General features: G+C 59.4%; 25 protein-coding genes and 1 pseudogene. 16 read left to right on the top strand and 10 right to left on the bottom strand.

Annotation, left to right across the window (positions count from 1 at the left end; translation table 11 throughout):
• The first annotated feature begins 485 nt into the window (after window positions 1–485).
• Window positions 486–1,052 (top strand): BA14K family protein, encoded by a 567-nt coding sequence (locus tag ELH03_RS04070; protein WP_130658526.1) that lies wholly within the window; start codon window positions 486–488, stop codon window positions 1,050–1,052.
• 107 nt (window positions 1,053–1,159) lie between these two features.
• Here ELH03_RS04070 and ELH03_RS04065 read toward each other — a convergent pair whose 3' ends face one another.
• On the bottom strand, window positions 1,160–1,906 hold the full coding sequence (locus ELH03_RS04065) for a glucose 1-dehydrogenase (protein ID WP_130766065.1): 747 nt from the start codon (window positions 1,904–1,906) through the stop codon (window positions 1,160–1,162).
• 107 nt (window positions 1,907–2,013) lie between these two features.
• On the opposite strand from ELH03_RS04065, the gene ELH03_RS04060 reads away from it, so the two are divergent.
• Both ELH03_RS04060 and ELH03_RS04055 read left to right on the top strand, forming a co-directional pair.
• A complete protein-coding gene (locus ELH03_RS04060) occupies window positions 2,014–2,358 on the top strand; it encodes an ArsR/SmtB family transcription factor (RefSeq protein ID WP_130766064.1) in 345 nt (114 codons plus the stop codon).
• A gap of 318 nt (window positions 2,359–2,676) precedes the next feature.
• Window positions 2,677–3,660 (top strand): phosphotransferase enzyme family protein, encoded by a 984-nt coding sequence (locus ELH03_RS04055; RefSeq protein WP_130766063.1) that lies wholly within the window; start codon window positions 2,677–2,679, stop codon window positions 3,658–3,660.
• Window positions 3,661–3,918: 258 nt separating this feature from the next.
• Here ELH03_RS04055 and ELH03_RS04050 read toward each other — a convergent pair whose 3' ends face one another.
• Window positions 3,919–4,884, bottom strand: a complete 966-nt coding sequence (locus ELH03_RS04050) for a LysR family transcriptional regulator (RefSeq protein WP_245504872.1) — start codon at window positions 4,882–4,884, stop codon at window positions 3,919–3,921.
• Between the two features lie 53 nt (window positions 4,885–4,937).
• On the opposite strand from ELH03_RS04050, the gene ELH03_RS04045 reads away from it, so the two are divergent.
• Window positions 4,938–5,360, top strand: a complete 423-nt coding sequence (locus ELH03_RS04045; RefSeq protein ID WP_062944112.1) for a DoxX family protein — start codon at window positions 4,938–4,940, stop codon at window positions 5,358–5,360.
• 45 nt (window positions 5,361–5,405) lie between these two features.
• Window positions 5,406–6,278 carry an NmrA family NAD(P)-binding protein gene (locus ELH03_RS04040; protein ID WP_130766062.1) on the top strand — a complete coding sequence of 291 codons (873 nt, stop codon included), beginning with the start codon at window positions 5,406–5,408 and terminating at the stop codon, window positions 6,276–6,278.
• A gap of 281 nt (window positions 6,279–6,559) precedes the next feature.
• On the opposite strand, the gene ELH03_RS04035 is transcribed toward ELH03_RS04040, so the two are convergent.
• Window positions 6,560–7,447 carry a LysR substrate-binding domain-containing protein gene (locus ELH03_RS04035; RefSeq protein WP_128412280.1) on the bottom strand — a complete coding sequence of 296 codons (888 nt, stop codon included), beginning with the start codon at window positions 7,445–7,447 and terminating at the stop codon, window positions 6,560–6,562.
• 117 nt (window positions 7,448–7,564) lie between these two features.
• Here ELH03_RS04035 and ELH03_RS04030 point away from each other — a divergent pair, with 117 nt between their 5' ends.
• Window positions 7,565–8,269, top strand: a complete 705-nt coding sequence (locus ELH03_RS04030) for an SDR family oxidoreductase (protein WP_130766061.1) — start codon at window positions 7,565–7,567, stop codon at window positions 8,267–8,269.
• A 91-nt stretch (window positions 8,270–8,360) separates the two neighbouring features.
• Window positions 8,361–8,930 (top strand): pyridoxamine 5'-phosphate oxidase family protein, encoded by a 570-nt coding sequence (locus tag ELH03_RS04025; protein WP_128403205.1) that lies wholly within the window; start codon window positions 8,361–8,363, stop codon window positions 8,928–8,930.
• Window positions 8,931–9,101: 171 nt separating this feature from the next.
• Here the strand turns inward: ELH03_RS04025 and ELH03_RS04020 are convergent, their stop codons facing one another.
• The 4 genes from ELH03_RS04020 to ELH03_RS04005 all read right to left on the bottom strand — a co-directional run bounded on the left by ELH03_RS04020 (window position 9,102) and on the right by ELH03_RS04005 (window position 12,445).
• On the bottom strand, window positions 9,102–10,133 hold the full coding sequence (locus tag ELH03_RS04020; RefSeq protein ID WP_130766060.1) for a DUF1254 domain-containing protein: 1,032 nt from the start codon (window positions 10,131–10,133) through the stop codon (window positions 9,102–9,104).
• 227 nt (window positions 10,134–10,360) lie between these two features.
• Window positions 10,361–10,618 (bottom strand): GlsB/YeaQ/YmgE family stress response membrane protein, encoded by a 258-nt coding sequence (locus ELH03_RS04015; protein WP_128403203.1) that lies wholly within the window; start codon window positions 10,616–10,618, stop codon window positions 10,361–10,363.
• Between the two features lie 166 nt (window positions 10,619–10,784).
• The gene (locus tag ELH03_RS04010; RefSeq protein WP_128403202.1) at window positions 10,785–11,003 is read right to left on the bottom strand and encodes a hypothetical protein; all 219 of its coding nucleotides are present in this window, start codon (window positions 11,001–11,003) and stop codon (window positions 10,785–10,787) included.
• Between the two features lie 371 nt (window positions 11,004–11,374).
• Window positions 11,375–12,445 (bottom strand): serine hydrolase domain-containing protein, encoded by a 1,071-nt coding sequence (locus ELH03_RS04005; RefSeq protein WP_130766059.1) that lies wholly within the window; start codon window positions 12,443–12,445, stop codon window positions 11,375–11,377.
• Window positions 12,446–12,866: 421 nt separating this feature from the next.
• On the opposite strand from ELH03_RS04005, the gene ELH03_RS04000 reads away from it, so the two are divergent.
• From ELH03_RS04000 to ELH03_RS37845, 4 genes are all read left to right on the top strand, one after another.
• A complete protein-coding gene (locus ELH03_RS04000) occupies window positions 12,867–13,910 on the top strand; it encodes an MFS transporter (protein WP_130766058.1) in 1,044 nt (347 codons plus the stop codon).
• Between the two features lie 217 nt (window positions 13,911–14,127).
• Entirely contained in the window at window positions 14,128–14,580 is a 453-nt protein-coding gene (gene aac(6'), locus ELH03_RS03995; protein ID WP_130766707.1) for an aminoglycoside 6'-N-acetyltransferase, read from the top strand.
• Between the two features lie 135 nt (window positions 14,581–14,715).
• Window positions 14,716–15,369 carry a protein-L-isoaspartate O-methyltransferase family protein gene (locus tag ELH03_RS03990; protein WP_245511817.1) on the top strand — a complete coding sequence of 218 codons (654 nt, stop codon included), beginning with the start codon at window positions 14,716–14,718 and terminating at the stop codon, window positions 15,367–15,369.
• Window positions 15,366–15,581: a hypothetical protein gene (locus ELH03_RS37845; RefSeq protein WP_245511815.1), complete on the top strand. Its 216-nt coding sequence runs from the start codon at window positions 15,366–15,368 to the stop codon at window positions 15,579–15,581. Before ELH03_RS03990 ends, ELH03_RS37845 begins: the two co-directional genes overlap by 4 nt.
• An 86-nt stretch (window positions 15,582–15,667) precedes the next feature.
• Here the strand turns inward: ELH03_RS37845 and ELH03_RS37840 are convergent.
• Window positions 15,668–15,775 (bottom strand): annotated as a pseudogene (locus tag ELH03_RS37840) (TetR/AcrR family transcriptional regulator); the annotation flags it as partial.
• Between the two features lie 389 nt (window positions 15,776–16,164).
• Between ELH03_RS37840 and ELH03_RS03980 the strand changes: the two are divergent.
• The 3 genes from ELH03_RS03980 (at window position 16,165) to ELH03_RS03970 (ending at window position 17,941) form a co-directional block, all read left to right on the top strand.
• Window positions 16,165–16,437, top strand: a complete 273-nt coding sequence (locus ELH03_RS03980) for a BON domain-containing protein (protein ID WP_128403200.1) — start codon at window positions 16,165–16,167, stop codon at window positions 16,435–16,437.
• Window positions 16,438–16,565: 128 nt separating this feature from the next.
• Complete coding sequence (locus tag ELH03_RS03975) at window positions 16,566–16,961, top strand: DUF1236 domain-containing protein (protein WP_130766056.1); 396 nt, start codon at window positions 16,566–16,568, stop codon at window positions 16,959–16,961.
• A gap of 101 nt (window positions 16,962–17,062) precedes the next feature.
• Window positions 17,063–17,941, top strand: coding sequence for a DUF1236 domain-containing protein (locus ELH03_RS03970; protein WP_130766055.1), 879 nt, complete (start codon window positions 17,063–17,065; stop codon window positions 17,939–17,941).
• 298 nt (window positions 17,942–18,239) lie between these two features.
• Here ELH03_RS03970 and ELH03_RS37835 read toward each other — a convergent pair whose 3' ends face one another.
• Window positions 18,240–18,467, bottom strand: a complete 228-nt coding sequence (locus tag ELH03_RS37835; protein WP_233942041.1) for a hypothetical protein — start codon at window positions 18,465–18,467, stop codon at window positions 18,240–18,242.
• 121 nt (window positions 18,468–18,588) lie between these two features.
• Here ELH03_RS37835 and ELH03_RS03965 point away from each other — a divergent pair, with 121 nt between their 5' ends.
• Window positions 18,589–20,469: a PBP1A family penicillin-binding protein gene (locus ELH03_RS03965; protein ID WP_245462540.1), complete on the top strand. Its 1,881-nt coding sequence runs from the start codon at window positions 18,589–18,591 to the stop codon at window positions 20,467–20,469.
• A gap of 301 nt (window positions 20,470–20,770) precedes the next feature.
• Here ELH03_RS03965 and ELH03_RS03960 read toward each other — a convergent pair whose 3' ends face one another.
• On the bottom strand, window positions 20,771–21,364 hold the full coding sequence (locus ELH03_RS03960; protein ID WP_128409868.1) for a TetR/AcrR family transcriptional regulator: 594 nt from the start codon (window positions 21,362–21,364) through the stop codon (window positions 20,771–20,773).
• 156 nt (window positions 21,365–21,520) lie between these two features.
• On the opposite strand from ELH03_RS03960, the gene ELH03_RS03955 reads away from it, so the two are divergent.
• Window positions 21,521–21,910: a RidA family protein gene (locus ELH03_RS03955; protein WP_128403195.1), complete on the top strand. Its 390-nt coding sequence runs from the start codon at window positions 21,521–21,523 to the stop codon at window positions 21,908–21,910.
• Window positions 21,911–22,058: the final 148 nt, after the last annotated feature.

Below are 22,058 nucleotides of genomic sequence, written 5' to 3'. Positions count from 1 at the left end.
CGAAACGGGGCAAGTCCATGGATCGCACAGGAGGAACACCTGTGCTTTCCTGCTGATATAACAAAAAAGGGACCGGTTAGGTTCCCGTCATTGCTCGCCGAGGATCAAAAAGGAGCCCCGCCGAAACGGGGCAGTTCTGGAAAGGACGGATCGCACAGGAACGAAGAATTGGCGTACGGCCCCGTCACAAAGGGGCACCTGTGCGATCCTTCTGGCCTAACGATAGATAAGCGGAAAAGTTCCTGTGCGGTTCCGCACCAATCGTTGGATTGGATCTGTAGTGGGCAAATGTTCGCCGCTTAGTGGAGTTTACGCGAGCGTGGGGGCGTGCTTTCGCCGGGAGCCCGCCGTCGAAGAAAAGCTTTCCTGCATAATTCCTCGAATCAAAGTCGATTTTAGAGTAAAATCGATCAGTTTACCTAGAGGGCTGAAACGTCCTTGCGCGCCGTATGCGACGCGCGGTGCAGCAGAAGGAAAGATGAGCAATGAAAAGGTTAGCAATCGTTGCCCTGTCGCTGGTGACGGCGCTGACGAGCGTCCCGCCGGCCATGGCGTTTCCCACCATTGCCGTGCCGAAGATCGAAGGCGCACAGGCGCAGCCGGTCCAGTACAGACATCACGGCGGCGGCTACCGCGGTGGATACCGAGGTGGATACCGAGGCGGCTATCGAGGCGGCTATCGAGGCTACCACGGGGGTGGATACCACAACGACAATTGGGCTTGGGGACTCGGCGGGCTCGCGGCCGGCGCAATCATCGGCGGAATGCTGGCGCAGCCGTATTACGGCCAAGGCTACTACGGTCAAGGCTACTACGGTCAGGGCTACTACAATCGGGGCTACTACGGCCAGGGCTATTACGGATCGGCCTATTACGGTGCTCCGCGCTACTACGGGTCGACCCTTTACCGTCCGCGCTATTACCGCCAGGCCTATAATGGCGGCAACGGACATACGAGCTGGTGCTATGCGCGCTACCGGTCTTACAGGGCTTACGACGACACGTTCCAGCCCTACAACGGTCCGCGACGGGCGTGCGTCTCGCCCTACTGAAGCATGTCGCGCAAAAGTGTGCAGCGGTTTTGCGCGACCTGCTTCTAGCAGTTTAATTCAGAACAGGATTCAGGTTTGAGGCCGACCCGGCCTCACATCATCCTGCGCTAGCGAAAACCGCCGCTAGCGGCCAAGCGTTCGCCGGTCAGCCAGCGGGCATCGTCGGAAGCGAGAAAGACGGCGACACCGGCGATATCATCCGGCTGGCCGATGCGGCCGAGCGGCGTCTGGGCGACCAGGGTCTGTTCGAAATCCGAGCCGATGACGCCGGCCGAGTGCGTGCCCTCGGTCTCGACGATCCCTGGCAGGATGGCGTTGACGCGGATCTTGCGCGGGCCGAGTTCCTTGGCAAGCACGCTGTTGATGCCCTCGACGGCTCCCTTCGTCCCGGTATAGACGGCGGAGTCTGGCGGCGCCAGACTGGTGACCACGGAGGAGACGTTGATGATGCTGCCGCCCTCGCCGAGATGCTTGACTGCTGCCTGGCTGGTCAAGAGAACACCGAGAACATTCACGTCGAACATGCGACGATACTGTTCCTCGGTCACCTCACCGATCGGCGCGAATTCATAGACGCCTGAGTTGTTGACCAGCACGTCGAGCTTGCCGAACTCCTTGACCGCAGCATCGACCAGTCCCTGTGCCTCACCGGCCTTCGAAACATCGCCCTGCACCGCGATGGCTTTGCCACCGGCCGCACCGATCGCCTCAACCACGGCGTCCGCTCCCGCCTTGCTCGAAGCGTAGTTGACCACCACTTGCGCACCCTCTGCTGCGAAGGCCTTGGCAATCGCAGCGCCAATGCCTTTGGAGGCGCCCGTTACGACAGCGACCTTTCCTGTGAGCTTAGCCATTTCTCGTTCCTTCAGATCTGGATAGCCGCCGGGATTGGCAGGCTTGTTCCATAGTTCAGAAATTCGGAACTGTTGATCTCGATGTCAAGGGACGCTATATAAAATTCATGAGACCGCTCTTTCACCCAGCCCTGGAGGACATCAAGCCCGAGGCGATCCTCTATGCGCTGTCCGATCCGGAGCGCGTTGCCATTTATGCAAAGCTTGCCGGCGCCGGCGGTGGCGGGACGTGCTCTGCGCTTGCCGATCTCGGCGACCGCGTCATTCCAAAGTCGTCGCTGTCCAACCATTTCAAGGTGCTGCGCGAGTCCGGGCTGATCATGAGCGAGCGCCAGGGTGTGGAGATGCGCAATCAAACGCGCTGCACCGAGCTGGACGAACGCTTCCCGGGCCTGATCAAGGCCATTCTGACGGCTTACGGCCAGCTTCCCGGGCAGCCGAAGACGGACTGATCGCCCCTAGAGGAATTCCAGGAAAAGTGCGAAGCGGTTTTCCCAGGCAAAGCGCGAAGCGATTTTGCCGGGAATTGCGTGAAAACAAGGAGATAGAGCAGCATAGCCGCCAATGGCCGCTGCCGACGGGGGTTCGCCTGTGCGCGAAAAAATCGCGAACCCAGCATTTTGTTTTTCATCTCATAGTTTTATTAGTAGCGTCATTCACCCTGTCCAATCAGCAGCTCATTGCAAAGGTACGGGCGTACGCCGCGCCCGCCTCTATGGTCTCCTCTCCACGGAAGCAGCCTTCCAGCAAAGCCAGGTGGTATAGCGCCCATGCTCGACTTCGATCCGCTTTATTCAACCCCACAGGTTGCGGCTATCGAACAGTTCATCGATCAGCATTATCCGCTTGCAGGGCCGGTTTCCTGCCGGATGCTGCAGCGCGGCTTGAATGATGCGTATCTTGCCGTTGCAAGCAACGGCGAGCGTTATGTGTTCCGGCTTTCCCATCGCCGCGCGCGTGGTCCAGCCGACGTCAGGACCGAGACGGCGTTCCTGGCGCATTTCTCGCAATCGGGCGTTCCGGTCGCAGCACCCATCCCGACCCGCGAGGGCAGCTTGTTCGTTGAGGGACAGGCGCCGGAGGGTCCGCGTCAGGCAGTACTCTTCCGGGCGATCGACGGCCGCAAGCCGGATGCGACGGATGCCGGCGATGCACGGGCCAACGGCAAGACCCTTGCTTTGCTGCACAACGCAGCCGAGACATTCCAGCCGGACGGAGCGCTCTATCGGCTTGATCTCGAACACTTGCTGCATCGGCCCCTCGCCCGCATATGCGATAGCGGCGTCGTGGAAGACGCCGACGTCCGCAGCGAACTTGAAGATATCGCGGCGCGGACCGCAAAGGCGATTGAAGCCTTCGCCAATTTGAGCTGGACTTATTGCCATGGCGACTGTCACGGCTTCAATGCGCGGATCAACGACGCCGGCGAAGCCGTCTTTTTCGACTTCGATGACGGAGGTCCGGGATACCTCGCCTACGACTTGTCGGTGTTTTTGTGGGCACAAATATCCTTCGGCCGGAGGTCGACCGCCATGTGGGACGCCTTCGTCGGTGGCTATCGAGCCGTCCGGCCGATAACGCCAGCCGACTTCGAAGCAGCCCACCGCTTTGTGATCGTTCGCCACATCTGGCTGATGGGCGAGTACGCCAGCCGGGCACAAGAATGGGGAAGCGAGACGGTCGGTTGGATTGCCCGGGAAGCGAATTTCCTTAGGCAGTGGGAGTCCGAGCGATGTATCGATCGGCTGCTCTGAATTCAGCTCTGCTCGGCAGCCGGAGGATCGGCGGTGCGTCGGCGCAGTCGGCAATCGCTTCGACCTTCGCCCAGTCCTGGTGCAGGTAAAGCGACGCCCGTGAAGGTCGATGTATGGGACTTGTCGGGGATATCAGCACTTAGGGGCCACCGGCCCCGTTGGCCCTAAGCGGACTTTTTTCGTTATCGAAGGATAAGGTTGTTTTGCGCCTTCTCCTCGCCGTTCTCGGGCAAAGTGGGTCGTCCCGAAATCGGCCATCTATTCCAGATACGGCGTCAGCACATCTTCGATCCACTTCATGAATGCGCGGACTCGGCGCGACAGATTGCTCCGATGTGCTACGATGAGGGACACGGGGAGCGCCCGGCGACGAAAATCGGGCATGATCTCCACAAGCGCTCCGCTCTTAAAGTATTGGCCAATCCCCAAGAGTGGCGCCTGAATCAAGCCAAGGCCGGCGAGGGCAGCGGCGTCGTAGGTCTGCGCACTGTTGACGTGCAGCGCACCTGGCAACTGAAGCGTCGCGTAGCTGTCGCCGTCCGGATATTCCCATCCGTAGGGTCTTGCGCCCAGCATCGTCGAAAAATGAATTGTCCGATGTTCCTGACGCTGGAGATCTTCCAGCGATCGAGGGATGCCATAGCGCGCCAGATAAGCCGGACTCGCAGCGTTGACCATGCGCAACAGGCCAAGCGGGCGAGCAACCAGCGTTTCGTCCCTGATGGGTCCAAGCCGCAATACACAGTCGAACCCCTCTTGAACCAGATCGACTTGTCGATCCGTACTCGACATTTCCAGCTCCAAGTCGGGGTGAGCCGCCATGAAGTCAGGCAAGGCCGGCACGATCGTTGTGCGCGCCACCTCGGTCGGAAGATCGACCCGTAAACGCCCGCGGAGTGCCACGCGGTCGCCAGCAAACATCGAGTGTAAGTCATCGACTTCAGCAAGCAGATCGCGGGCACGGGAATGAAATGCGCGTCCATCCTCCGTCAACTGCACGCTGCGCGTGGTCCGATGCAGGAGCCTGACACCGACATCTTCTTCCAGCTTCCGGACCGCCGTGGAGGCCCGCCCCTTATGGATGCCCAGGCTGTCGGCCGCGCGGGTGAAGCTCCCCATTTCGGCTACCGTTATGAATATGAGGATGGGTTCGAGGTTTTGCATTTCACGCCTTGATATTGTTTCATCCTGAAAGAACAATGCGTTCTTTTTGGCAGTATTCATCACATGTGCGAGGCACAGTAAGCTCCGGAAAATGAGGTTCCCCACCGGAGAAAGTGTCCGAAACCATGAAACTGCATCAGGTGCCTAAAGCAGTGACCTTGCATCGCGCCCTGTGGGCCGGCCGGATCATGAGCGCGTTTGTCGTTATCGCTCTGGTGGCAGACGGCACTATTCAGCTTTTCGCGCCGGCGCAGATCGCGAGCATGTTGCAGGAAACAGGGTTCGCGATGGATCTAACCCAAGTCGTCGGTCCGATCATTCTCGCCTGCGCCATCCTTTACGCCATCCCGGCCACCGCCGTCCTCGGCGCGATCCTGGTGACGGGCTTTTTGGGAGGCGCGATCTGCGCCCATGTCCGCATCGGTGAGTTGGGGTCGCCGCCGGAAATCATTTCGCTGCTTCTGGGCGCGATGACTTGGGGCGGCCTCTATCTGCGCGATCCCCGCATCCGGGCCATTCTACCGCTCGTTCATTGAACCAACCGGGACAGTGCTCTGTCCCTCACCATCAGGAAAAAACGCATGTTTTTAGTAATGGGAATCACGGGAAACGTGGGCGGCGCGACGGCAAGGCATTTGCTAGCGCAAGGCAAGAAGGTGCGCGCGCTGGTCCGCGACCGCGAGAAGGCGGTTAACTGGGCGAACCAGGGCGTGGAACTGGTTGACGGCGATTGGAACGATTCGGCAGCCATCGAGCGAGCGCTCAAAGGCGTCGAAGGCGCGTTTGTCATGCTGCCCCCTGCCTGGGCGCCGTCGCCCGATTACAAAGAAGCAAAAGGCGTGATTGCAAATTATGTCGAAGCGCTCACTAAGGCAGCGCCGCCGCGAGTGGTTGCGCTTTCGTCAATGGGTGCGAACAGAACCACCGGGCACGGGGTAATCACGGCCTTGTCGCTTCTGGAGCAAGGTTTTCGCGACCTGATATTGCCAGTCGCATTTGTGCGCGCAGGCGGATTCTTCGAAAATTTCCTTTTCGGCTTGCAGGTCGCGCAGGGCGGAACGCTACCGGTCTTCTACAATCCGACAAACCGGAAATCGACCATGGTCGCGACGAACGACATCGGCGTAGAGGTCGCAACCCTTTTGACCGGATCAGCGTGGTCAGGGCAGCGCATCGTCGAGATTGGTTCAATGGTCACTGCGGATGAAGTCGCGGAGCAATTGGGCGAAGTCCTGAATCGCGAAGTGAAAGCCTTTGCAATCCCGCGTGCAGGGTGGGCGGAAGCGTTAGAGCAATTCGGCATCCCGAAGGGCCACAGCGGCCCCGCCGAAGAAATGTACGAGGCCGTGAATGCGGGATGGATGGACCTCGGGGTCAAGGGTACGGAGCATGTAGCGGGTACGAGGTCTGCGCGCGATGTATTCGAGGCTGCACGGAATGCCGCCAGGGCGTAAGTCGGGGACGGACAAGCCTCACTACCCGCTGCGTCGGACGCGTAGCGGGAACCACTCGACAGTTCAAGTCAACACGAGGCGCGTCTACGCCCGCCCAGTCTTCTGACTCTCGGAATTGCGGACTTTTTAACGTAGGAAAAGTCCGCAATTCGCGTCTTTCCATTTCATAGCGGCCCGGCTGCTGTCGGCCCCAGATCCATTCCTTCACGCGCGGCCAACGACTGCTCCTGGCGCAATCCTGCCGCAGTTGGTTCATTCCTTGAGCGATGGCTGTCCGACAATCAGCTCTGCACCTTTGACCGCAGCCAGTCCTGAAGCTTGTCGACCGCTTCGGACTTCCGATATCGCGGCTTCACCAGATAGAAGTGCGACCGTGCTCTGAGGGCGCCGTCGAAGACTTGCCTCAGCCTGCCCGCCTCGATGTCGGTCGAGACGAAAGCGCGGGTCGCCACGGCGATGCCCTGTCCGGCGATTGCAGCTTCGATCGCGTGCGATGTCTGTGAAAAGCTGATGCCCCGAAACAGCGTGGGATCGCCGCCGCCGAGGAAGCGATCGATATATTCGGGCCAGGAATTATGGGCATCGTGAAGGAGCGTGTAGTTCGAGAGTTCTTCCGCGTTCTGAGGCTCGGCTCCCTCGGCGACGAGGCTCGGATTGCAGATGGCAATGATCTCCTGCTCGAACAGCAGTTCGGCGGCGAGGCCGGGACCGAAGGGAGGGCTGCCATATCGGACGGCAAGATCGACGCCGTCGAGCTGGAAGCTGGAAATGCGGTCGGTCGCCAGGATGTGGAGATCGAGATCGGGATGCCTCGAGGTGAAATCCGGAAGACGCGGGATCAACCATCTCGAGGCGAAGGTCGGTGTCGTGCTGACCACCAGTTTGACCGGCTGAGGCTTCAGGTTCGCCGTTGCGTTTGCGAGCAGTTCGAAGGCGCGCCTGACGTCGGCGACATAGCTTCGCCCCTCGCCCGTCAGCGCCAATGACTTCGGCAGGCGCTCGAACAATGTCACTCCGAGTTCCGCCTCAAGCCCTCGCACGTGCTGGGCGACGGCCCCCTGGGTGACGCCGAGCTCTTCGGCCGCGAGCCGGAAGTTCAGATGACGCGCCGCCACGTCGAAGGCCTTCAGGCCGTTGAGGGATGGAAGATTGCCGATGGACATGGACATTCGATAGTTTTTCTACTGGGACATTTTACGAAAACTGGTTCGCTCTCGCTTGAAGCCCATGGTATTCGAAGGATCTAAGCCCGGCAATGGGTGCAAAATCGAACAGGGATAGCGACGATGGCAGTAGAAAAGGTAGCGATCATTACGGCTGGCGGCAGTGGCATGGGTGCGGAAGCCGCGAAGCGGCTGGCGGCCGATGGCTTCAAGATCGCCATCCTGTCCTCGTCAGGCAAGGGCGAGGCGCTTGCCACCGAACTGGGCGGCATCGGCGTCACCGGCTCGAACCAGTCCAACGACGACCTCAAGCGCCTGGTCGACGCATGCATGGAAAAGTGGGGTCGGATCGACGCTCTCGTCAACAGCGCAGGTCACGGTCCGCGTGCGCCGATCACCGAGATCACCGACGAACAGTGGCATACCGGCCTCGACGTCTATCTGATGAACGTCATCCGTTCGGTCCGGCTGGTCACGCCGATCATGCAGGCGCAGAAGTCGGGCGCAATCGCCAATATCTCCACCGCCTGGGTGGCTGAACCGTCGGCGATGTTCCCGACCTCGGCGGTCTTCCGCGCCGGGCTCGCCGCCTACACCAAGATTTACGCCGATACCTATGCGGGCGACGGCATCCGCATCAACAATGTGCTGCCGGGCTGGATCGACAGCCTGCCGCCGACGGAGGAGCGCCGCGACAGCGTGCCGATGAAGCGCTACGGCACCAGCGCCGAAGTGGCCGCGACGATTTCCTTCCTCGTTTCCGATGGGGCGGGCTATATCACCGGCCAGAGCCTCAAGATCGACGGCGGCCTTACCCGGTCCGTCTGACAGGATCGCTTTCAATGCCAAGGAGAACAGCGATGTGCTGCGACTACGTCAAGGCCGGCGAGATCAAGAACGCTGAGGCGGAGGCGAGACAGTGAACCTCGCAGAGGTCGATGCATCGGCCTGGGCCGAGCTGGAAGGTGCTGCCGCCGATCCGCAGTCGGCCTTCCGCTACCTGAACCTGTGTTCGGTCGACGCCGGCGGCCGGCCGCAAGCCCGCATGGTGGTGCTGAGGCGCGTCGATGTGGCGCGACGCATCCTGGAAATCCATACGGATGTCAGAAGCCCGAAATGGCAGGAAATATCGGCCAATCCCTGGGTCACCATTCTCGGCTATGGCCCGCAGCCGAAAGTGCAGCTTCGCCTTCAGGGATCGGCCGAACTTTATGGACCGGCAAGCGAGTGCGCGACTGAAGCCTGGAGCCTGCTGCCGCGATCGACGCGTAGTACCTATATGGGCGGGCCGCCGGGCGACGAAATCGGCGAGCGGCCGGCAAGCGAGGGGAAGATCGCAGACGCGGATGCACGGGCCTTCTTCGGGGTGCTGCTATTCCGGGCCGAGACGCTGGACTGGTTCCAGCTGCGCCACGCCGACAACCGACGCGCAGTCTTTGCCTACGACAAACTGGGCGCGCTGACCTCCTCCCGCTGGGTCAATCCGTGAACGCCGGACGACGTCGAAGCCGCCCATCGCGTACCAACCCGTAGCATCCGTGTAGTTCACACTGGGATATCTCGCCGCCTCGTTTGTCTGCGCGTTCGCCAGGCAGACACTTAGCGCGACAGCAAGGGACGCGAGCTTCACGACGTTATAGCGCTGCATCGCTTTTCGCCCTCAGTTGATCGGCTGAGGTTCCGGGAATTTCCATTCTCGGCTTAGAATTTCTGGGCGTGGGCGGTACATCCGTATGGCAGCGTTCCAACCCTTCATGATGGGGATGCAGTTGGGAATTTTGCCATCGCAGCCGCCAAATTGAATGGCGATTGAGCCATCGGCTTCTTTCTTGGCGGTAATGTTGTTAAGCGAATAGGCGTTCTGCGGGTTTTTTACGAAGTAGCCGTCCTCGTTGTAAACGCTGACCGACCAGAAGCCATCAACGGGTACGTCTTTGACGTTGAGCTTGTAGACGGTGGTTCCGTCGTTCTTTGCTGGCGTCACCATAGCGTAGGTCGCATCCTTGTCCGGATTGCCACCCCAGCCGGAAGCGGTGCCGATCAGATGCATGATCGGATCGACCTCACCTTTCACCCCGAAACCATTGTTGAAATCGGAGATAGTGGTGTTGAGTATGAGAAGTGCGTCGCGCACTTTCTTCTGACTCGCGTGATCCCAGTTCGGTACTTCGAATTTGCCGACGTCCTTCTGGCTCGCCTTGAGTCCATCTTGAAGTACGTGGACTTCTTCGAGGTCTTTGTGGTCTTCAGGGTCGACCAGCGTGCGCACCGCTGCCACGACGTAGCGCGTACCGATGCTCTCCTTCGTCAGGGTATGCGTGCCCGCACCGTAGAAGACAGCGGGCACGTAGTGGTCCTCATCGATGATCATCAAAGACATGAACCGCTTCCCTGCGTCCGGCATGGTGATTGTGACCGGTCCCGCATCGAGATCGAACACCCCGTGCGAATAAAGCGTGTCGCGGTTCATCCGGATAACGTCTTGCTTGTCGACGTTTGCTGGTTCGCGGCGATGAGTGAACTTCCCCAAAGCGCCATCTTTGACCATGCCGCCAAAGTACATGTCGGTCTCGGCGCGAGGGAAGTTGGTCACTGTCACTGGCACGGTGTTGGTTTCGGACTGCTGCGCCAACCCAGTGGTTGCCGTGGACATCAGCGCAACGGCAAAAAATAGCGTGGTATGAACTTTCATGGCTCTACTCCCACTACTTAAGATAGCGGCAGCGTACAACTTTAACGTATTCGGTCAATGTCCCCCGAGCGATGTGTCGACCGCCTGCTCTGAATTCAGTTCACGGCTGGTCGCCACGACGCAATTCGCGTGGCGCGCTTTGACATAGGACAACCGCCGCCTCACGCGTGAGCGCTAACCGGGAACGTGATGAAGGCGGCCGGTTTGCGAAGCCGCCTCCTGTTTGATCAGGCCGTACGTCTGACCATTCTCGCAACAGCGATGAGGATGCAGGCTCCGATGAAGCCCGCGATCAGATAACCCAGCCATCCGCCAAGGACGACGCCGAAGAGCGACAGGATAAAGTTGGCGACGATGGCGCCGACAATGCCGAGAATGATATTCATCAGCACGCCCATGTTGCTCTTCATCAGCATTTCGGCGAGCCAGCCGGCAATGCCGCCGATGATGATTGCGGCGATCCAGCCGATACCTGCACTTTCCATAGCAATTCCCCCTTGTGAATGATGAGCGGCCGGCGCGGGCAATCACGTCTCGCAGGTCGAGCTAAACCGATTGCCAAGCGACAAGACTATAACCTTCCGCGGCGTCAGTTGGTTCCACAAGCCCCCGTCCCCAGGAGGTCACGTGCCCCTCGCGATCTGATTCAGGTCACTTGTCGGCCGCGGGCCAATCATTCGCAGGTTCCTCTATGACGGCAGCGTCGTCGTCCGCAGGGTCGGGATCGCGCTCGAGGGCTGCGCGCAGATTGCCGATCTCCTTGATGATCGTATCGAAGACGTCCTGCTGCCTGGCCCCGGCCACAACGCAGTCGTCGACGAGATGCTCCAGCTGCGCGCGAAGCCCGGCCTTCCAATTATTTTTACTCATCATCTTCTCCTCCTCTGATCGGTCCACACGGAGCATGGCCGCTCGCGTGTTCCACCGCCTTTGATGGGCAGCCGGCGGCTTCCGCGCTCAGAACACAGTGATCGATGTGGGGCCTGGTTGGCAGTTCGATCCTCGCGAATCCTGTTCTGCGGGATGAGATCGCGGCGAACGGGTAAGGTGCTCTCCTGGCGTTTCCGCCCGCACCGAGAAATCGGAAAAACCGGTGCGTTCACCATCTCCGTCGCGTCCGATTGGCACGCCGCGACCTCGAAGGATTAACCGATAGCCGCAGCAACGGTTCCGCCCCTGCCTGGACTCTTTGCGTCGGTGAAACTGTCTCGCCTTCACCTCTAGAGGCGATATGCAAGTCCTCATTCGCTGAAGAGGATTTGCCCGACCTGATGCGCCCGGATGCGTGGACCTGGAACGCCACGGTGATTGGTCATCACGATGATTGTGCGCCGAGTATCGAGGAAGCGGACGACATAGTTGTTGTAGGCAACCAAGTTTCCACCATGAGCGACATAGCGCAGACCAGCCCCGCCAAGCGTGAGTAGTTGTTCGGGTTCGGCTTCGGTCAAATATGACGAGACATCCGTCATCCAGCCGAAGCCGTAGCCTACAGTCTCCCCGTCATGAGTTGCACCGGAGGTGAAGGCTTCATCCATTGTAGCTTTCGAGACGAGGCGTTCGGCATTCAAAGCTCGGTCCCAAAGGAACAAATCGTCGAGCGTCGAGAAGATGCCGCCGTCGCCCGTTGTCAGCAGGGGATAATCCCAGCGCTCGAACCGAGCGTTTTCATCCCAATAGCCATGAGCCAGCTTGTAGCGCGCAGGATGGGAGGCGTCAAAGACGACGGTATGATCCATGCCGAGCGGGTCGAAAATATTGGATTTCAGGAAGTCGGCAAAGGACTGACCGGAGACCATCGCGACGATCATCGAGAGCATCACGTAACCCGTGTTGCTGTAGGCGTGCTTTGCCCCCGTAGCGAAATCTGGTTCAGCCGTCACGAGCCGGTCAAGCACGGCCGCGTTGGTAACGCCCGTCATGTCACGGGTCCATTCGGAGACCGTCGCGCTGGAGCTGAATAGCTGAAAATAATCGGGCAGACCGGCAGTGTGATGCAGCAAGTGGCGAAGCGAAATTTCCGCACTCCATGAGGGAAGCTGCGGGAAATAGACAGGCAGGCGATCCTCGAAGCTCAACCTCCCCTGCTCAGACAGCAACATGGCGGCCATTGCGGTGAACTGCTTGGAGATCGAGGCCAGATAAAACGAGGTGTCGGTTGTAATCGGCCGCAAGGTCTCCAGATCAGCGAGGCCATAACATTTGCTGTAGACAATCTCGTCACGGTCGATGACGAGCAGCGCCGCGCCGGGGTGCTGTGGCACGTCCATATCTGCGAAGACGGCGTCCACCTTGCTGTCGAGCTTGCCCAATCGACGTCTCCCTTTCAGCGCTGGAACGATACACGATCGTTTTGCGCCGCAGAACTGGAATCTGACCGATAGTGCCTGTCCGATCCGGGGCCGGCGCAGGTTTTGCAATTCCGGCCAGCAACGCTGCGGAGTCGATCACAGATCAGGGCGAGTGGATGCCTCTGTGGCAGGGACGGTCCGCCGAGAACCTTGGCTTCCGGCTGCTCCTGGGATTGCCTCGCATGCCGAAAACCCTCCGAAGGTTTAGGGTGGGGATGTGAGGGCATCTTCTGGCGCAATTGGGCCCGGTCTCACCTTCGCGGAATAGGCCGGTGGCGTAATGGCGCAACGCCGCTTGCGTGCAATTTAACCGAAGTTTTTCACAATTCATCTTCAGGTTGATGTGATAGATGCTGTTATCAGGGCGGGACACGACGACTTCATGCAGTACCTCGGGCACTTTCTCAGTTTCGTAGGCCCGGCCTACGCTATTGGCTTCCTCGCCCTGTGTTTCTGGTGGCGGTGGTGGTTGCTTGTTCCGGCTGGGATCGTGGCTGCAGTTCTGGCCAAAATTGAATACGCGAGTGTCAATGCCTCGGACGGGGCTGGCGCAGCATTGGGGATCATCCTCGTGATCTTCGCGATGATTGGTGCCGCTAGTGGTTTCATCGCGAGTGGAGTTGTGTTGATCGGCCGCACGACCCGATTGCAGGCGCTGCGGGCCGTATATGTGCTTCCCGTCGTTTTCATTTTAGGCTTCGGAAGTTATTTCGCTGTCACCTGGACCCAGCAGAAAACCAGGGAGGCGCGCTATGCGCCGCCCTCTGCCGCATGCCTCGACAACCTTCATCCGGCCCGGATCGCTGATGTCGACATCGCGATTCCAATCGCGCCTGGTATCTTCCTCTACGGCGAGGGAATGAACGACGACCATTACATTCTTTGGAGCAATCCAGATGCACGCGCCTTCTGTGGCGAGGCGGATGGAGGCAACGCGACCTTGAAGTCAGTGGTCTTCATGCTGGATGGCAGCCCCTCGCGGAGAGAGATGGAGCTTAAACGCCCGTTTTGCTCGCGTCCGCATCCCGAATATCCTTGGGCGGAGATGGCCTGTCACCTGATCCCGACTGACGCTATTCCGGACAAGCCTGTCGGAATGACAGTTTCCATCAGGGCCGTAGGTTTCGATCCCTCGGCACGCGAACGTGAGGCAATGTTGAAGAACCAGCCCGCTGTAGCCTCCGACGGTCTTAGAACCTATCGCTCCCAAAATGACTTCTACCTGCAGCGGCCGGACGGATATTTCGCCCAATGCCGGGACTATCGTTCCAACAGCCAACCTTGGCTCTACTGCACGGCCAAAGAGGAGCTATCAGACCGGCTCGCCATCTCGTACAAATTCAGAACCACAGCCGAGCTTTTCATGCAACAATCGGTGGCTGTCGCGACCAACGCCCGAGCGATCTTCGATTCTCTCAAACGATGAAGGTGCTGGTAGGACTCCAATACACGGTCGCATATGGATCGACCGCTACCCTCTGTTAGACTAAACTGCTTGTGATCGAGCGGCCATGAGCGAGGAGCAAGGTGGGTATTCAATCTGCCTGCCGGCATCGCAAAACCGTCTATTCTGCGAGGTTGCAAAAGTCAGGAAAACGAGTGTCGCTCTAATCGGGAATTTCGCGACAAAAGAGAGCCACAATATGGAATCGATTGTCGAGATTGGGACCATAAAAGATGTTGAGTCGTGGGCGGAGCTTCGCGTTGCGCTGTGGCCGCATCACTCGCTCGAAGATCATCGAGCTGAGTTGGGCCGGGTGTTTCTTTCAGCAAGTGGAGAAGCCGTCGCGTTCATCGCTCGAAATGCTGAGAATGAAGCTGTCGGGTTTGCTGAGGCCACTTTGCGACATGATTATGTGAATGGATGCAGCAGCTCGCCCGTTCTATTCCTCGAAGGGATTTATGTCAGGCCCGTTGACAGGCGAAAGGGTATCGCACGATTGCTTTGCAAGGCCGTTGCCGATTGGGGAAAGTCGCTTGGGTGTGTTGAGTTTGGCTCTGACGCGCGGCTTGAGAATTCAGCCAGCCATGCGCTCCATACAGCTTTAGGATTTGAGGAGACACAGCGCGTCGTGTTCTTCCGAAAGCCACTGTAGACCGGTGTTGCCCTTCCACGAGGATGGTTCGCCGCACAAATCCTAAGACTTGTTAGGTCACAGATTTTAGTCGCAAAATGTGTCGCAGGTTTCGGGTTTTTTGACAGGGAACTATTCATCGGAGTTGATCTGCTGATGACACCGGACGAATTGAAGATCGTGCGTCGAGCTTATGCGAAGCAGATCACGGCGGCTGTGAGAGTTGTCGATGAGCGTGTTGAAACAGCTTTTGCCGAAGTGCCGCGAGAAGATTTCCTTGGTCACGGTCCGTGGCCGATCTTCCGAATGCGAAAAGCCTATGTTCCGACCCCGGCCGCCGACCCGGTTTACCTCTACACGGATGACATTGTTGGTATCGTCCCTGAGCGCCACATCAACAACGGACAACCGTCACTTCATGCCTTCCTGCTTTCGCAGGCTGCGCCGCGAGCAGGCGAGCATATCGTGCATGTTGGGGCTGGTGCCGGCTACTATTCTGCGATCATGGCGAAACTCGTTGCCGCATCCGGCAAGGTGACGGCGATCGAGTTCGAGCCGGAGCTTGCTGCGCGGGCAAAAGCAAATCTCACTGCCTATCGGAATGTTTCCGTAGTTCCGGGCGATGGCAGTTCCGTGGCTTTCGATGCAGCCGATGTGATCTATGTAATGCTGGAGCAACCCGACCGGCGGATATCTGGTTGGACCGGCTCAATGATGGCGGAAGGCTTGTCCTACCGCTTACGACCGATCTTGGGTTTACCAGCAGCAATTGGAGCAACATGCACCTTCGCGGAGCGGTGTTCCTCGTGACGCGCAGCGGTGAGGAATTTCACGCGCAATGGATTTCGCCGGTGGCCATCTTCCCCTGTGAAGGAATGCGCGACGCGGAATCGGAAAAAGCGCTTGCGGCGGCGTTCGAGAGCGGGGAGCACAAGAGGGTGACGCGGCTGTACCGCAATGATGAGGTGCCGGCCGAACGATGTTGGGTTCGCGCTTCCGGCTGGTGTCTAGCCTATGCTTAGGGAATAAGCCGGCATCATACCGTCGCGGAAATACCTTTGCCGTTACACCGTGAACGTCCCTTCGCGCGACTTTCGCCCTTGGCAGATCACAAACGCTGCACCAGCAGTCCTGCCGCCAAGGCATGAAAAGCCTCGACCGCCTTTGGCAGCACGCTCTGCGGATCTTCGCTGGTGGCGATCCAGGGAGCCGCAGAAGCGCCTCAGGCGGCAAATTCATCGATATCAGACAGGCTTAACTAAAAGCGAGGGTGCCCCGATCCTCGACCCGAACACAAGATTACCGTCAAGGTGCGAGCAGCACATCACCTCCCTTTTACCTCGCAAGACACGTTTTCCATCCGCTGGCATTGGTCGGTAAATCATCAGGGAGGTTCTGACTGGAATTCAGCAACATCGCTAAAACTTCCCTGATGTCCTCGCAAGGATTACGAGCCTGACGTCCTTGCAAGGATCAGGAGAATCTAAGCCGGATCGTGCCGAGGGAAAGCCGGACTTAAGTCCGGCTGGCGACGTCAGGACACGCTGCTCATATCTAATGCGAGGTAACGTGAAGGTCCGTGGAGGGGCGGAACAGGAGGAGATTATGAAGTTCGGCCCCGACAACTACAATCACGAAGAGTGCTGCTCGCAAGGCCACAGTTCCGCGTCCACCATCGCGACGATCGAAGCAGCCCTTTCCGCCGATCCGGATATCGACAGCAGTGCCATCGAGATCAGGATGCTCGGTCCTGTCGTCCTGCTCGAAGGCTTTATAACCAACGCCGCAGACCGCGAGAAAGCCATCTCGCTTGCTGCGATGATCGTCGGCGAGGAGAACGTCCAGGACCGGATGCTGAGCCGTTTTCCCACGCAGTAGGCAGGCGAATCCTACGCTAGGACCAAGGTCTGGCTAAGCCCCGGCATGAAGTCCCACGTCAGGAACACTTCCTCCATCTCTCGGTTTGGCTCCGCAGCGGAACCAACCGCACACAAGGAGGAAAACAGATGAATATCAAAGTAGTAGGAATTGCCGCTAGCATCCTGTTGGCATCGACGTCAGCCTTCGCGCAATCGTCGACTGTGACAGGAGCAGCAGGTGGTGCTGCAACGGGCGCAATCGTCGGCGGCCCGGTCGGTGCGGCTGTCGGCGGCATCGTCGGCGGCGTGGCAGGCAGCGTCATCGATCCGCCGCCGCAGAAGGTGGTGACCTATGTTCAACAGGCTCCGGCTCCGGCCGAACGCGTCGTGGTGAAGGAGAAGGTCGTCGTCGGACAGCCTCTGCCGGAGACCGTGGTCGTCACGCCAATTCCCGACGATCCGAAATATGCATACGCGATCGTCAACGATCAGCGTGTGATCGTCGAACCTTCCTCCCGGAAGGTCATCCAGGTCATCCAGTGACCGACGGGCGGCTGCAGCCGCCCTTTCCAACCATCAGGGCGCGCATGCGACGCATGAGAATGCGTGGCGGCATCGCGTGCCCGAAACCTCGGAGATTGATCATGAAAAGCAACCATCTCACCATGCTCTTGGCAGCGTTGTCACTCAGCGTATCGCCACTTGCCACACTGCCCGCAGCAGCCCAGCAGGACACCAAGAGCAGTGGCCAGGCACGGTCCGGTTCTCAGACGGGCGCGGACGCCGGTTCGCAGTCCGGCTCCAATCCCTCCGGAACCGACTGTACCCCCGACGCGTCGGGAGCATGCCCTCAAGGCAAGGGCCAGTCATCGCAGCAGAAACCCGGCCAGGGTTCAGACATGAAAAAGAGCGCCGAGCAGCCCTCGGATGATAAGTCTTCGACGAGCGGAAGCGCCTCCGGCAAGTCTTCGACGGAAACTAAACCTGGATCGCAAGGCGCGAGCGGTGGCACCACGACCGAACAGAAGCCCGCAGCCAAGTCCGGCAGCACCGATACAAGCGGCTCCGCCACCTCAGGCACGAAGAGCAGCACGCAAAATGCCAAACCTACAGAAGGCACGAACGGCGGCACCACCACGCAGAGCGGCGACGCATCCAAACAGTCGACCGATCAGAACTCGTCGACGACCAACAAAAGCTCTTCCGAAACCAACGTCAACAACAACGCTACAACGAAAAATCAGACATCAGACACCAAAACCAACGTCAACATTTCCGTCGAGCAGCAGACCGAAATTCGCACAGTGGTGAAGGAGGTCCATGTCGAGCCAGTGAAGGAAGTGAATTTCACGGTCTCTATCGGAACGACGATCCCGAAGAAGGTTCGCCTTGAACCACTGCCGCCACGCATCGTGAAGATCGTTCCGCAGTATGAAGGCTACCGCTTCTTCATCCTTGCAGATGGCCGGATCGTCATCGTCGATCCCGGTGCACTCACGATTGTCTACGTTATCGAGGCCTAACAGGCATGTCCCGGCGGCGTCTTGCGCGCCGCCGGCATCCCAAATGGCACTTAGACGGTGTACTGCTTCAGTCCCTCGTCCTTGTTGTTGGCTGAGCTGAGCGGCGGTGACGTCTTTCGAGTCGATCTCCGCGCCATGTTACATCCGCTCGAGGACTTCTGTCCTGGGCGCCTTTTGCGGTAGAACACACTGCATCGCCCGGCTATAAACATGCTGCGTTTGCATTTTAGCGGTAACCGATGCCCAATTCTCGCGAATCCTCAGGCGAAAACGTTGGCAGCTCAAGCACGGGCGGCAATCAGACAGCAGATTCGGCAGCGCAAGTGGCCGCCTCGGATTCACCAGGAATCACCCAGGTCGAGGACTCGCAACCGCCGCACGGATCCTTCGGCCAAACTCGAGGGGCCGCCAGGGCGCTTTTAGGTGCGCTGCGCCAAGATTTGCAGGCAAGCTCTGCTTGGGCAAAGATCAAGACGGCCGCCGTGTCATCGATGACGAAGCTGAGGTCGACGCGGTTGAGGGTCACGTCGGCTCCCCGGATGACGACCGCTTTGGTCAGAGCCTGGCGCGGTATTCGCGATCAGCGTTCAAAAACCCGTGAAAGTCGCCAGAGCGCGCCGCGCGTCGCGGCCTGGTGGAAATTCGCCATGGGTTTGGCCCTTCTTGTCTGCCTTCTCGCGGGAAGCGTGCTGGTGTGGGCACTCAAGGATGTGCCTTGGAGCGAAATCCGCGATGGAACGTTGAAGCCGGTCGTGGTGCTGGAAACTGCTGACGGCGCGCCCTTGGTAAGACAGGGCCCTTATCAAGGGCCCTATGCTCGATACGACCAGTTTCCAACCAATCTGATCGATGCCGTCCTTTCAATCGAGGATCGCCGATTCATGAATCATTTCGGCATCGATCCCAAAGGCATCGGAAGGGCGCTTCTGCGGAACCTGGAGGCTGGCTCGGTGGTGGAGGGTGGCAGCACGATCACCCAGCAACTCATCAAGCTGCAATACCTCGACAGCGACCGAACAATAAAACGAAAGATTCAGGAGGTTGTCATCGCGGTTTGGCTGGAGTGGAAGCTCGGCAAGCGGGAAATCCTGACGCGCTATCTCAATACCGTCTATCTTGGCGCGGGCGCTACCGGCATGCCCGCCGCCGCGCGCATCTATTTCAATAAGGACATCGGCGCTCTTAACCTGCCGGAGTCGGCTATGCTGGCGGGGTTGCTGCGGGCGCCGAGCCAATGGAATCCCATCGACAATTTCGATGGCGCCCGGCAGCGCACGATGGTTGTTCTCGACGCGATGGCTGCCAATGGCAAGATCACCGCACCACAAGCGGCGGAGGCCAAGACGAGCTTTGCCAGGCTGCAACCCACGACGCCCACGCCGCGCTCCGGAAGCTGGTTTGCCGACTGGATTTCGCCGCAAGCGAGCGAAATCGCCGGCTCCTCCCCAGGTTCGACTACGGTGCGCACGACGCTGGTGCCGCAGTTGCAGCGGCTCGCCGAAAAGGTTGTGAAAAGAGCCCTCGACAGTGAAGGAAAGACGGTCGGAGCATCGCAGGCCGCGTTGGTTGCGATGACGCCCGACGGCGCGGTCGTTGCGATGGTTGGGGGCCACGACTACAAGGTAAGCCAGTTCAACCGCGCCGTCACTGCGATGCGCCAGCCGGGTTCCACCTTCAAGCTATTCGTCTATTACGCGGCATTGAAGGCTGGGCTCACCTTGTCTGACCGGGTTCTGGACGCGCCCATTGACATCAACGGCTGGTCGCCAGAAAATTCCGGTGGCGACTATCGCGGTTGGGTAACGCTTGCCGAGGCGTTCGCGCGATCGCTCAATGCCGCGTCTGTGGCGCTTGCCGAAGAGGTTGGTCTAGACAATGTGATTGCCGCAGCGCGCGAACTCGGCATCGATGCACCGCTGGCCAACACGCCGTCTTTGGCGCTTGGCACATCCGAAGTAAACCTGCTCAACCTCACCAGCGCCTACGCGTCCGTCCAGCTCGGCAGGGCACCTGTTAAGCCTTGGGGCATTATCGACTTTCAAGCGGCAGGGCAGCCCAAGACGTTTCGAGTTGGCTTACAATCAAAGCCGAATGTCGATCTTTCGCCCTACCAGTCCGATCTCCTCGGCCTCCTGCAGTTGGTGGTCGAGCGCGGTACTGGACGTGGAGCAGATCCCGGCACGTTCGCGGCCGGTAAGACCGGCACGAGCCAGAACAATCGCGATGCCTGGTTCGTCGGTTTCACGGAAGCGCTCGTCGTTGGTGTCTGGGTTGGCAATGATGATGAAGCGCCGATGAAGGGGGTGACGGGCGGCGCCCTGCCAGCGCACATCTGGCGGGATTTCATGCGCGAGGCGGCGACCGAACCGACGCTGAACGGAGTGCGATCGACAGAAGCCTCAAGCGATGATCAAGGCGCACCGCAATCCTGCAATATCACCGCCTGCTCGCGCAGTTACCGCTCCTTTCGGCCGTCTGATTGCACCTATCAGCCATATTCCGGCGGCCGACGGCTCTGCGAAAAGTGATGTGGCGCGGCGGATTCGGCACGGCAAGTGACCAATGCCCCGCGAGGGGATTATGCGGTGAGTCCGTATGTGGGTCGCGCGACGAAGAACTCTGCCAATGTGGCGGAAGCGCAGGTGGCCGCACTTGTCGTTCGATTCCCATCAACTGCACCAAGGGTACCCGCGTTGCAGGCGGTCCCGGCGCTGCCGCCCCCTGACGCAGCAACAGCGGATGGGATACCGGCGAATTTCGCGCCCGTCCCTGTATGGGATCATTCCATATCGAAGTCCTCACCGTAAGGCTTGCCGCCCAGCTCGCGGATCACACACGCTGCACCAGCAGACCTGCCGCCAAGGCATGAAAAGCCTCGACCGCCTTTGGCAGCACGCTCTGCGGATCTTCGCTGGCGGCGATCCAGAGCGCCGCATTGAGAGCCGCGCCGCTCAGCAATCGGGCCGCCGCCTCCGGGTCAAGCGGCTTGAGGATGCCTTGGGCGATCAGGCGCTCCACCGTGCTCTTGGTCACCTGCAGACAATTGTTCTGGCTCGGCCACTGCGAGGGATCGCCCAGCACGGCAGGTCCGTCGAGCAGAACGATGCGCTGGACTTCCGGATTGAGCGCCATCTCGATATAGGCCGCCCCCTCGGCGAGCAGGCCCTGCCAATCGGTCCCTGCGCGCGCGCCAATCTCTTGAGCGCGCACCGCCATCTCAGTGTCGATCTGATCGACAACTGCTGCCAGCAGCCCGCGCTTGTCTTGGAAGTTGTGGTAAAGCGCGCCCCTCGTCAGGCCGACATCAGCCGTCAACTCGTCCATCGATGCTGCGGAGTAGCCCTTTTCCGCAAAAGCCTTTCGCGCCGCCGCGATCAATTTGACGCGGTTTTCCTGCATCGTCTCGCTGCGTTTCCTAGCCATTCCATTCCTCAAATTTCATATACGAAGCGTATATGGACTTGACATACGGTGCGTACGTCGCATATTTCACATACGAACCGTATACCAAATCGAGCGCGAACTGTGAAGCGTTACGCCGCGCTCATCGGTCGTTGTCAACAATGAAGAGAGATCAGAATGACCCAACGCGAAGCAATCTTTCCCGCCAACCGGCACGCTCTTTACGAAGAGCACGGCTATTCCGCCGCGATCCGGTCCGGCGATCTGTTGTTTGTCTCAGGACAGGTCGGCAGCCGTCCGGACGGAACACCCGAACCCGATTTCGAACAGCAAGTGCGGCTCGCCTTTGACAACCTGAAGGCCACGCTGAGTGCCGCCGGCTGCACGTTGGATGATATAGTCGACGTCACCAGCTTCCACACCGATCCTGAAAACCAGTTCGGAACGATCATGGCCGTCAAGCAGGAGATTTTCAGCAAGCCACCCTACCCGAACTGGACTGCGCTCGGCGTCAACTGGCTCGCCGGCTTCGACTTCGAGATAAAGGTCATCGCCCGTATTCCGTGAAGTCACTGAGATTGCCGGGGCCGCATCCCGAGAGCGGCCCCGCGCCCCCACCCCTTGGGATATTTGATAGCAACACAACTTTAGGAGTTAGAGGACCGACCTCACACCGAGAGGTTTCCTCAAGGCGCGCGTGGATCGTCGGTTACCT

This window comes from Rhizobium beringeri (assembly GCF_004306515.1).
Lineage (GTDB): Bacteria > Pseudomonadota > Alphaproteobacteria > Rhizobiales > Rhizobiaceae > Rhizobium > Rhizobium beringeri.
The sequence above is the reverse complement of the archived record's forward strand: the minus strand, read 5'-3'. Positions and strand labels throughout refer to the sequence as shown.

What these genes read in the sequence shown, in the direction of transcription:
- ELH03_RS04070 (WP_130658526.1), top strand. Translation starts at nt 486, where the DNA reads ATGAAAAGGTTAGCAATCGTTGCCCTGTCGCTGGTGACGGCGCTGACG.
- ELH03_RS04065 (WP_130766065.1), bottom strand. Translation starts at nt 1,906, where the DNA reads ATGGCTAAGCTCACAGGAAAGGTCGCTGTCGTAACGGGCGCCTCCAAA.
- ELH03_RS04060 (WP_130766064.1), top strand. Translation starts at nt 2,014, where the DNA reads ATGAGACCGCTCTTTCACCCAGCCCTGGAGGACATCAAGCCCGAGGCG.
- ELH03_RS04055 (WP_130766063.1), top strand. Translation starts at nt 2,677, where the DNA reads ATGCTCGACTTCGATCCGCTTTATTCAACCCCACAGGTTGCGGCTATC.
- ELH03_RS04050 (WP_245504872.1), bottom strand. Translation starts at nt 4,884, where the DNA reads ATGAATACTGCCAAAAAGAACGCATTGTTCTTTCAGGATGAAACAATA.
- ELH03_RS04040 (WP_130766062.1), top strand. Translation starts at nt 5,406, where the DNA reads ATGTTTTTAGTAATGGGAATCACGGGAAACGTGGGCGGCGCGACGGCA.
- ELH03_RS04035 (WP_128412280.1), bottom strand. Translation starts at nt 7,447, where the DNA reads ATGTCCATGTCCATCGGCAATCTTCCATCCCTCAACGGCCTGAAGGCC.
- ELH03_RS04030 (WP_130766061.1), top strand. Translation starts at nt 7,565, where the DNA reads ATGGCAGTAGAAAAGGTAGCGATCATTACGGCTGGCGGCAGTGGCATG.
- ELH03_RS04020 (WP_130766060.1), bottom strand. Translation starts at nt 10,133, where the DNA reads ATGAAAGTTCATACCACGCTATTTTTTGCCGTTGCGCTGATGTCCACG.
- ELH03_RS04015 (WP_128403203.1), bottom strand. Translation starts at nt 10,618, where the DNA reads ATGGAAAGTGCAGGTATCGGCTGGATCGCCGCAATCATCATCGGCGGC.
- ELH03_RS04010 (WP_128403202.1), bottom strand. Translation starts at nt 11,003, where the DNA reads ATGAGTAAAAATAATTGGAAGGCCGGGCTTCGCGCGCAGCTGGAGCAT.
- ELH03_RS04000 (WP_130766058.1), top strand. Translation starts at nt 12,867, where the DNA reads ATGCAGTACCTCGGGCACTTTCTCAGTTTCGTAGGCCCGGCCTACGCT.
- ELH03_RS03990 (WP_245511817.1), top strand. Translation starts at nt 14,716, where the DNA reads ATGACACCGGACGAATTGAAGATCGTGCGTCGAGCTTATGCGAAGCAG.
- ELH03_RS03980 (WP_128403200.1), top strand. Translation starts at nt 16,165, where the DNA reads ATGAAGTTCGGCCCCGACAACTACAATCACGAAGAGTGCTGCTCGCAA.
- ELH03_RS03975 (WP_130766056.1), top strand. Translation starts at nt 16,566, where the DNA reads ATGAATATCAAAGTAGTAGGAATTGCCGCTAGCATCCTGTTGGCATCG.
- ELH03_RS03970 (WP_130766055.1), top strand. Translation starts at nt 17,063, where the DNA reads ATGAAAAGCAACCATCTCACCATGCTCTTGGCAGCGTTGTCACTCAGC.
- ELH03_RS03965 (WP_245462540.1), top strand. Translation starts at nt 18,589, where the DNA reads ATGGGTTTGGCCCTTCTTGTCTGCCTTCTCGCGGGAAGCGTGCTGGTG.
- ELH03_RS03960 (WP_128409868.1), bottom strand. Translation starts at nt 21,364, where the DNA reads ATGGCTAGGAAACGCAGCGAGACGATGCAGGAAAACCGCGTCAAATTG.
- ELH03_RS03955 (WP_128403195.1), top strand. Translation starts at nt 21,521, where the DNA reads ATGACCCAACGCGAAGCAATCTTTCCCGCCAACCGGCACGCTCTTTAC.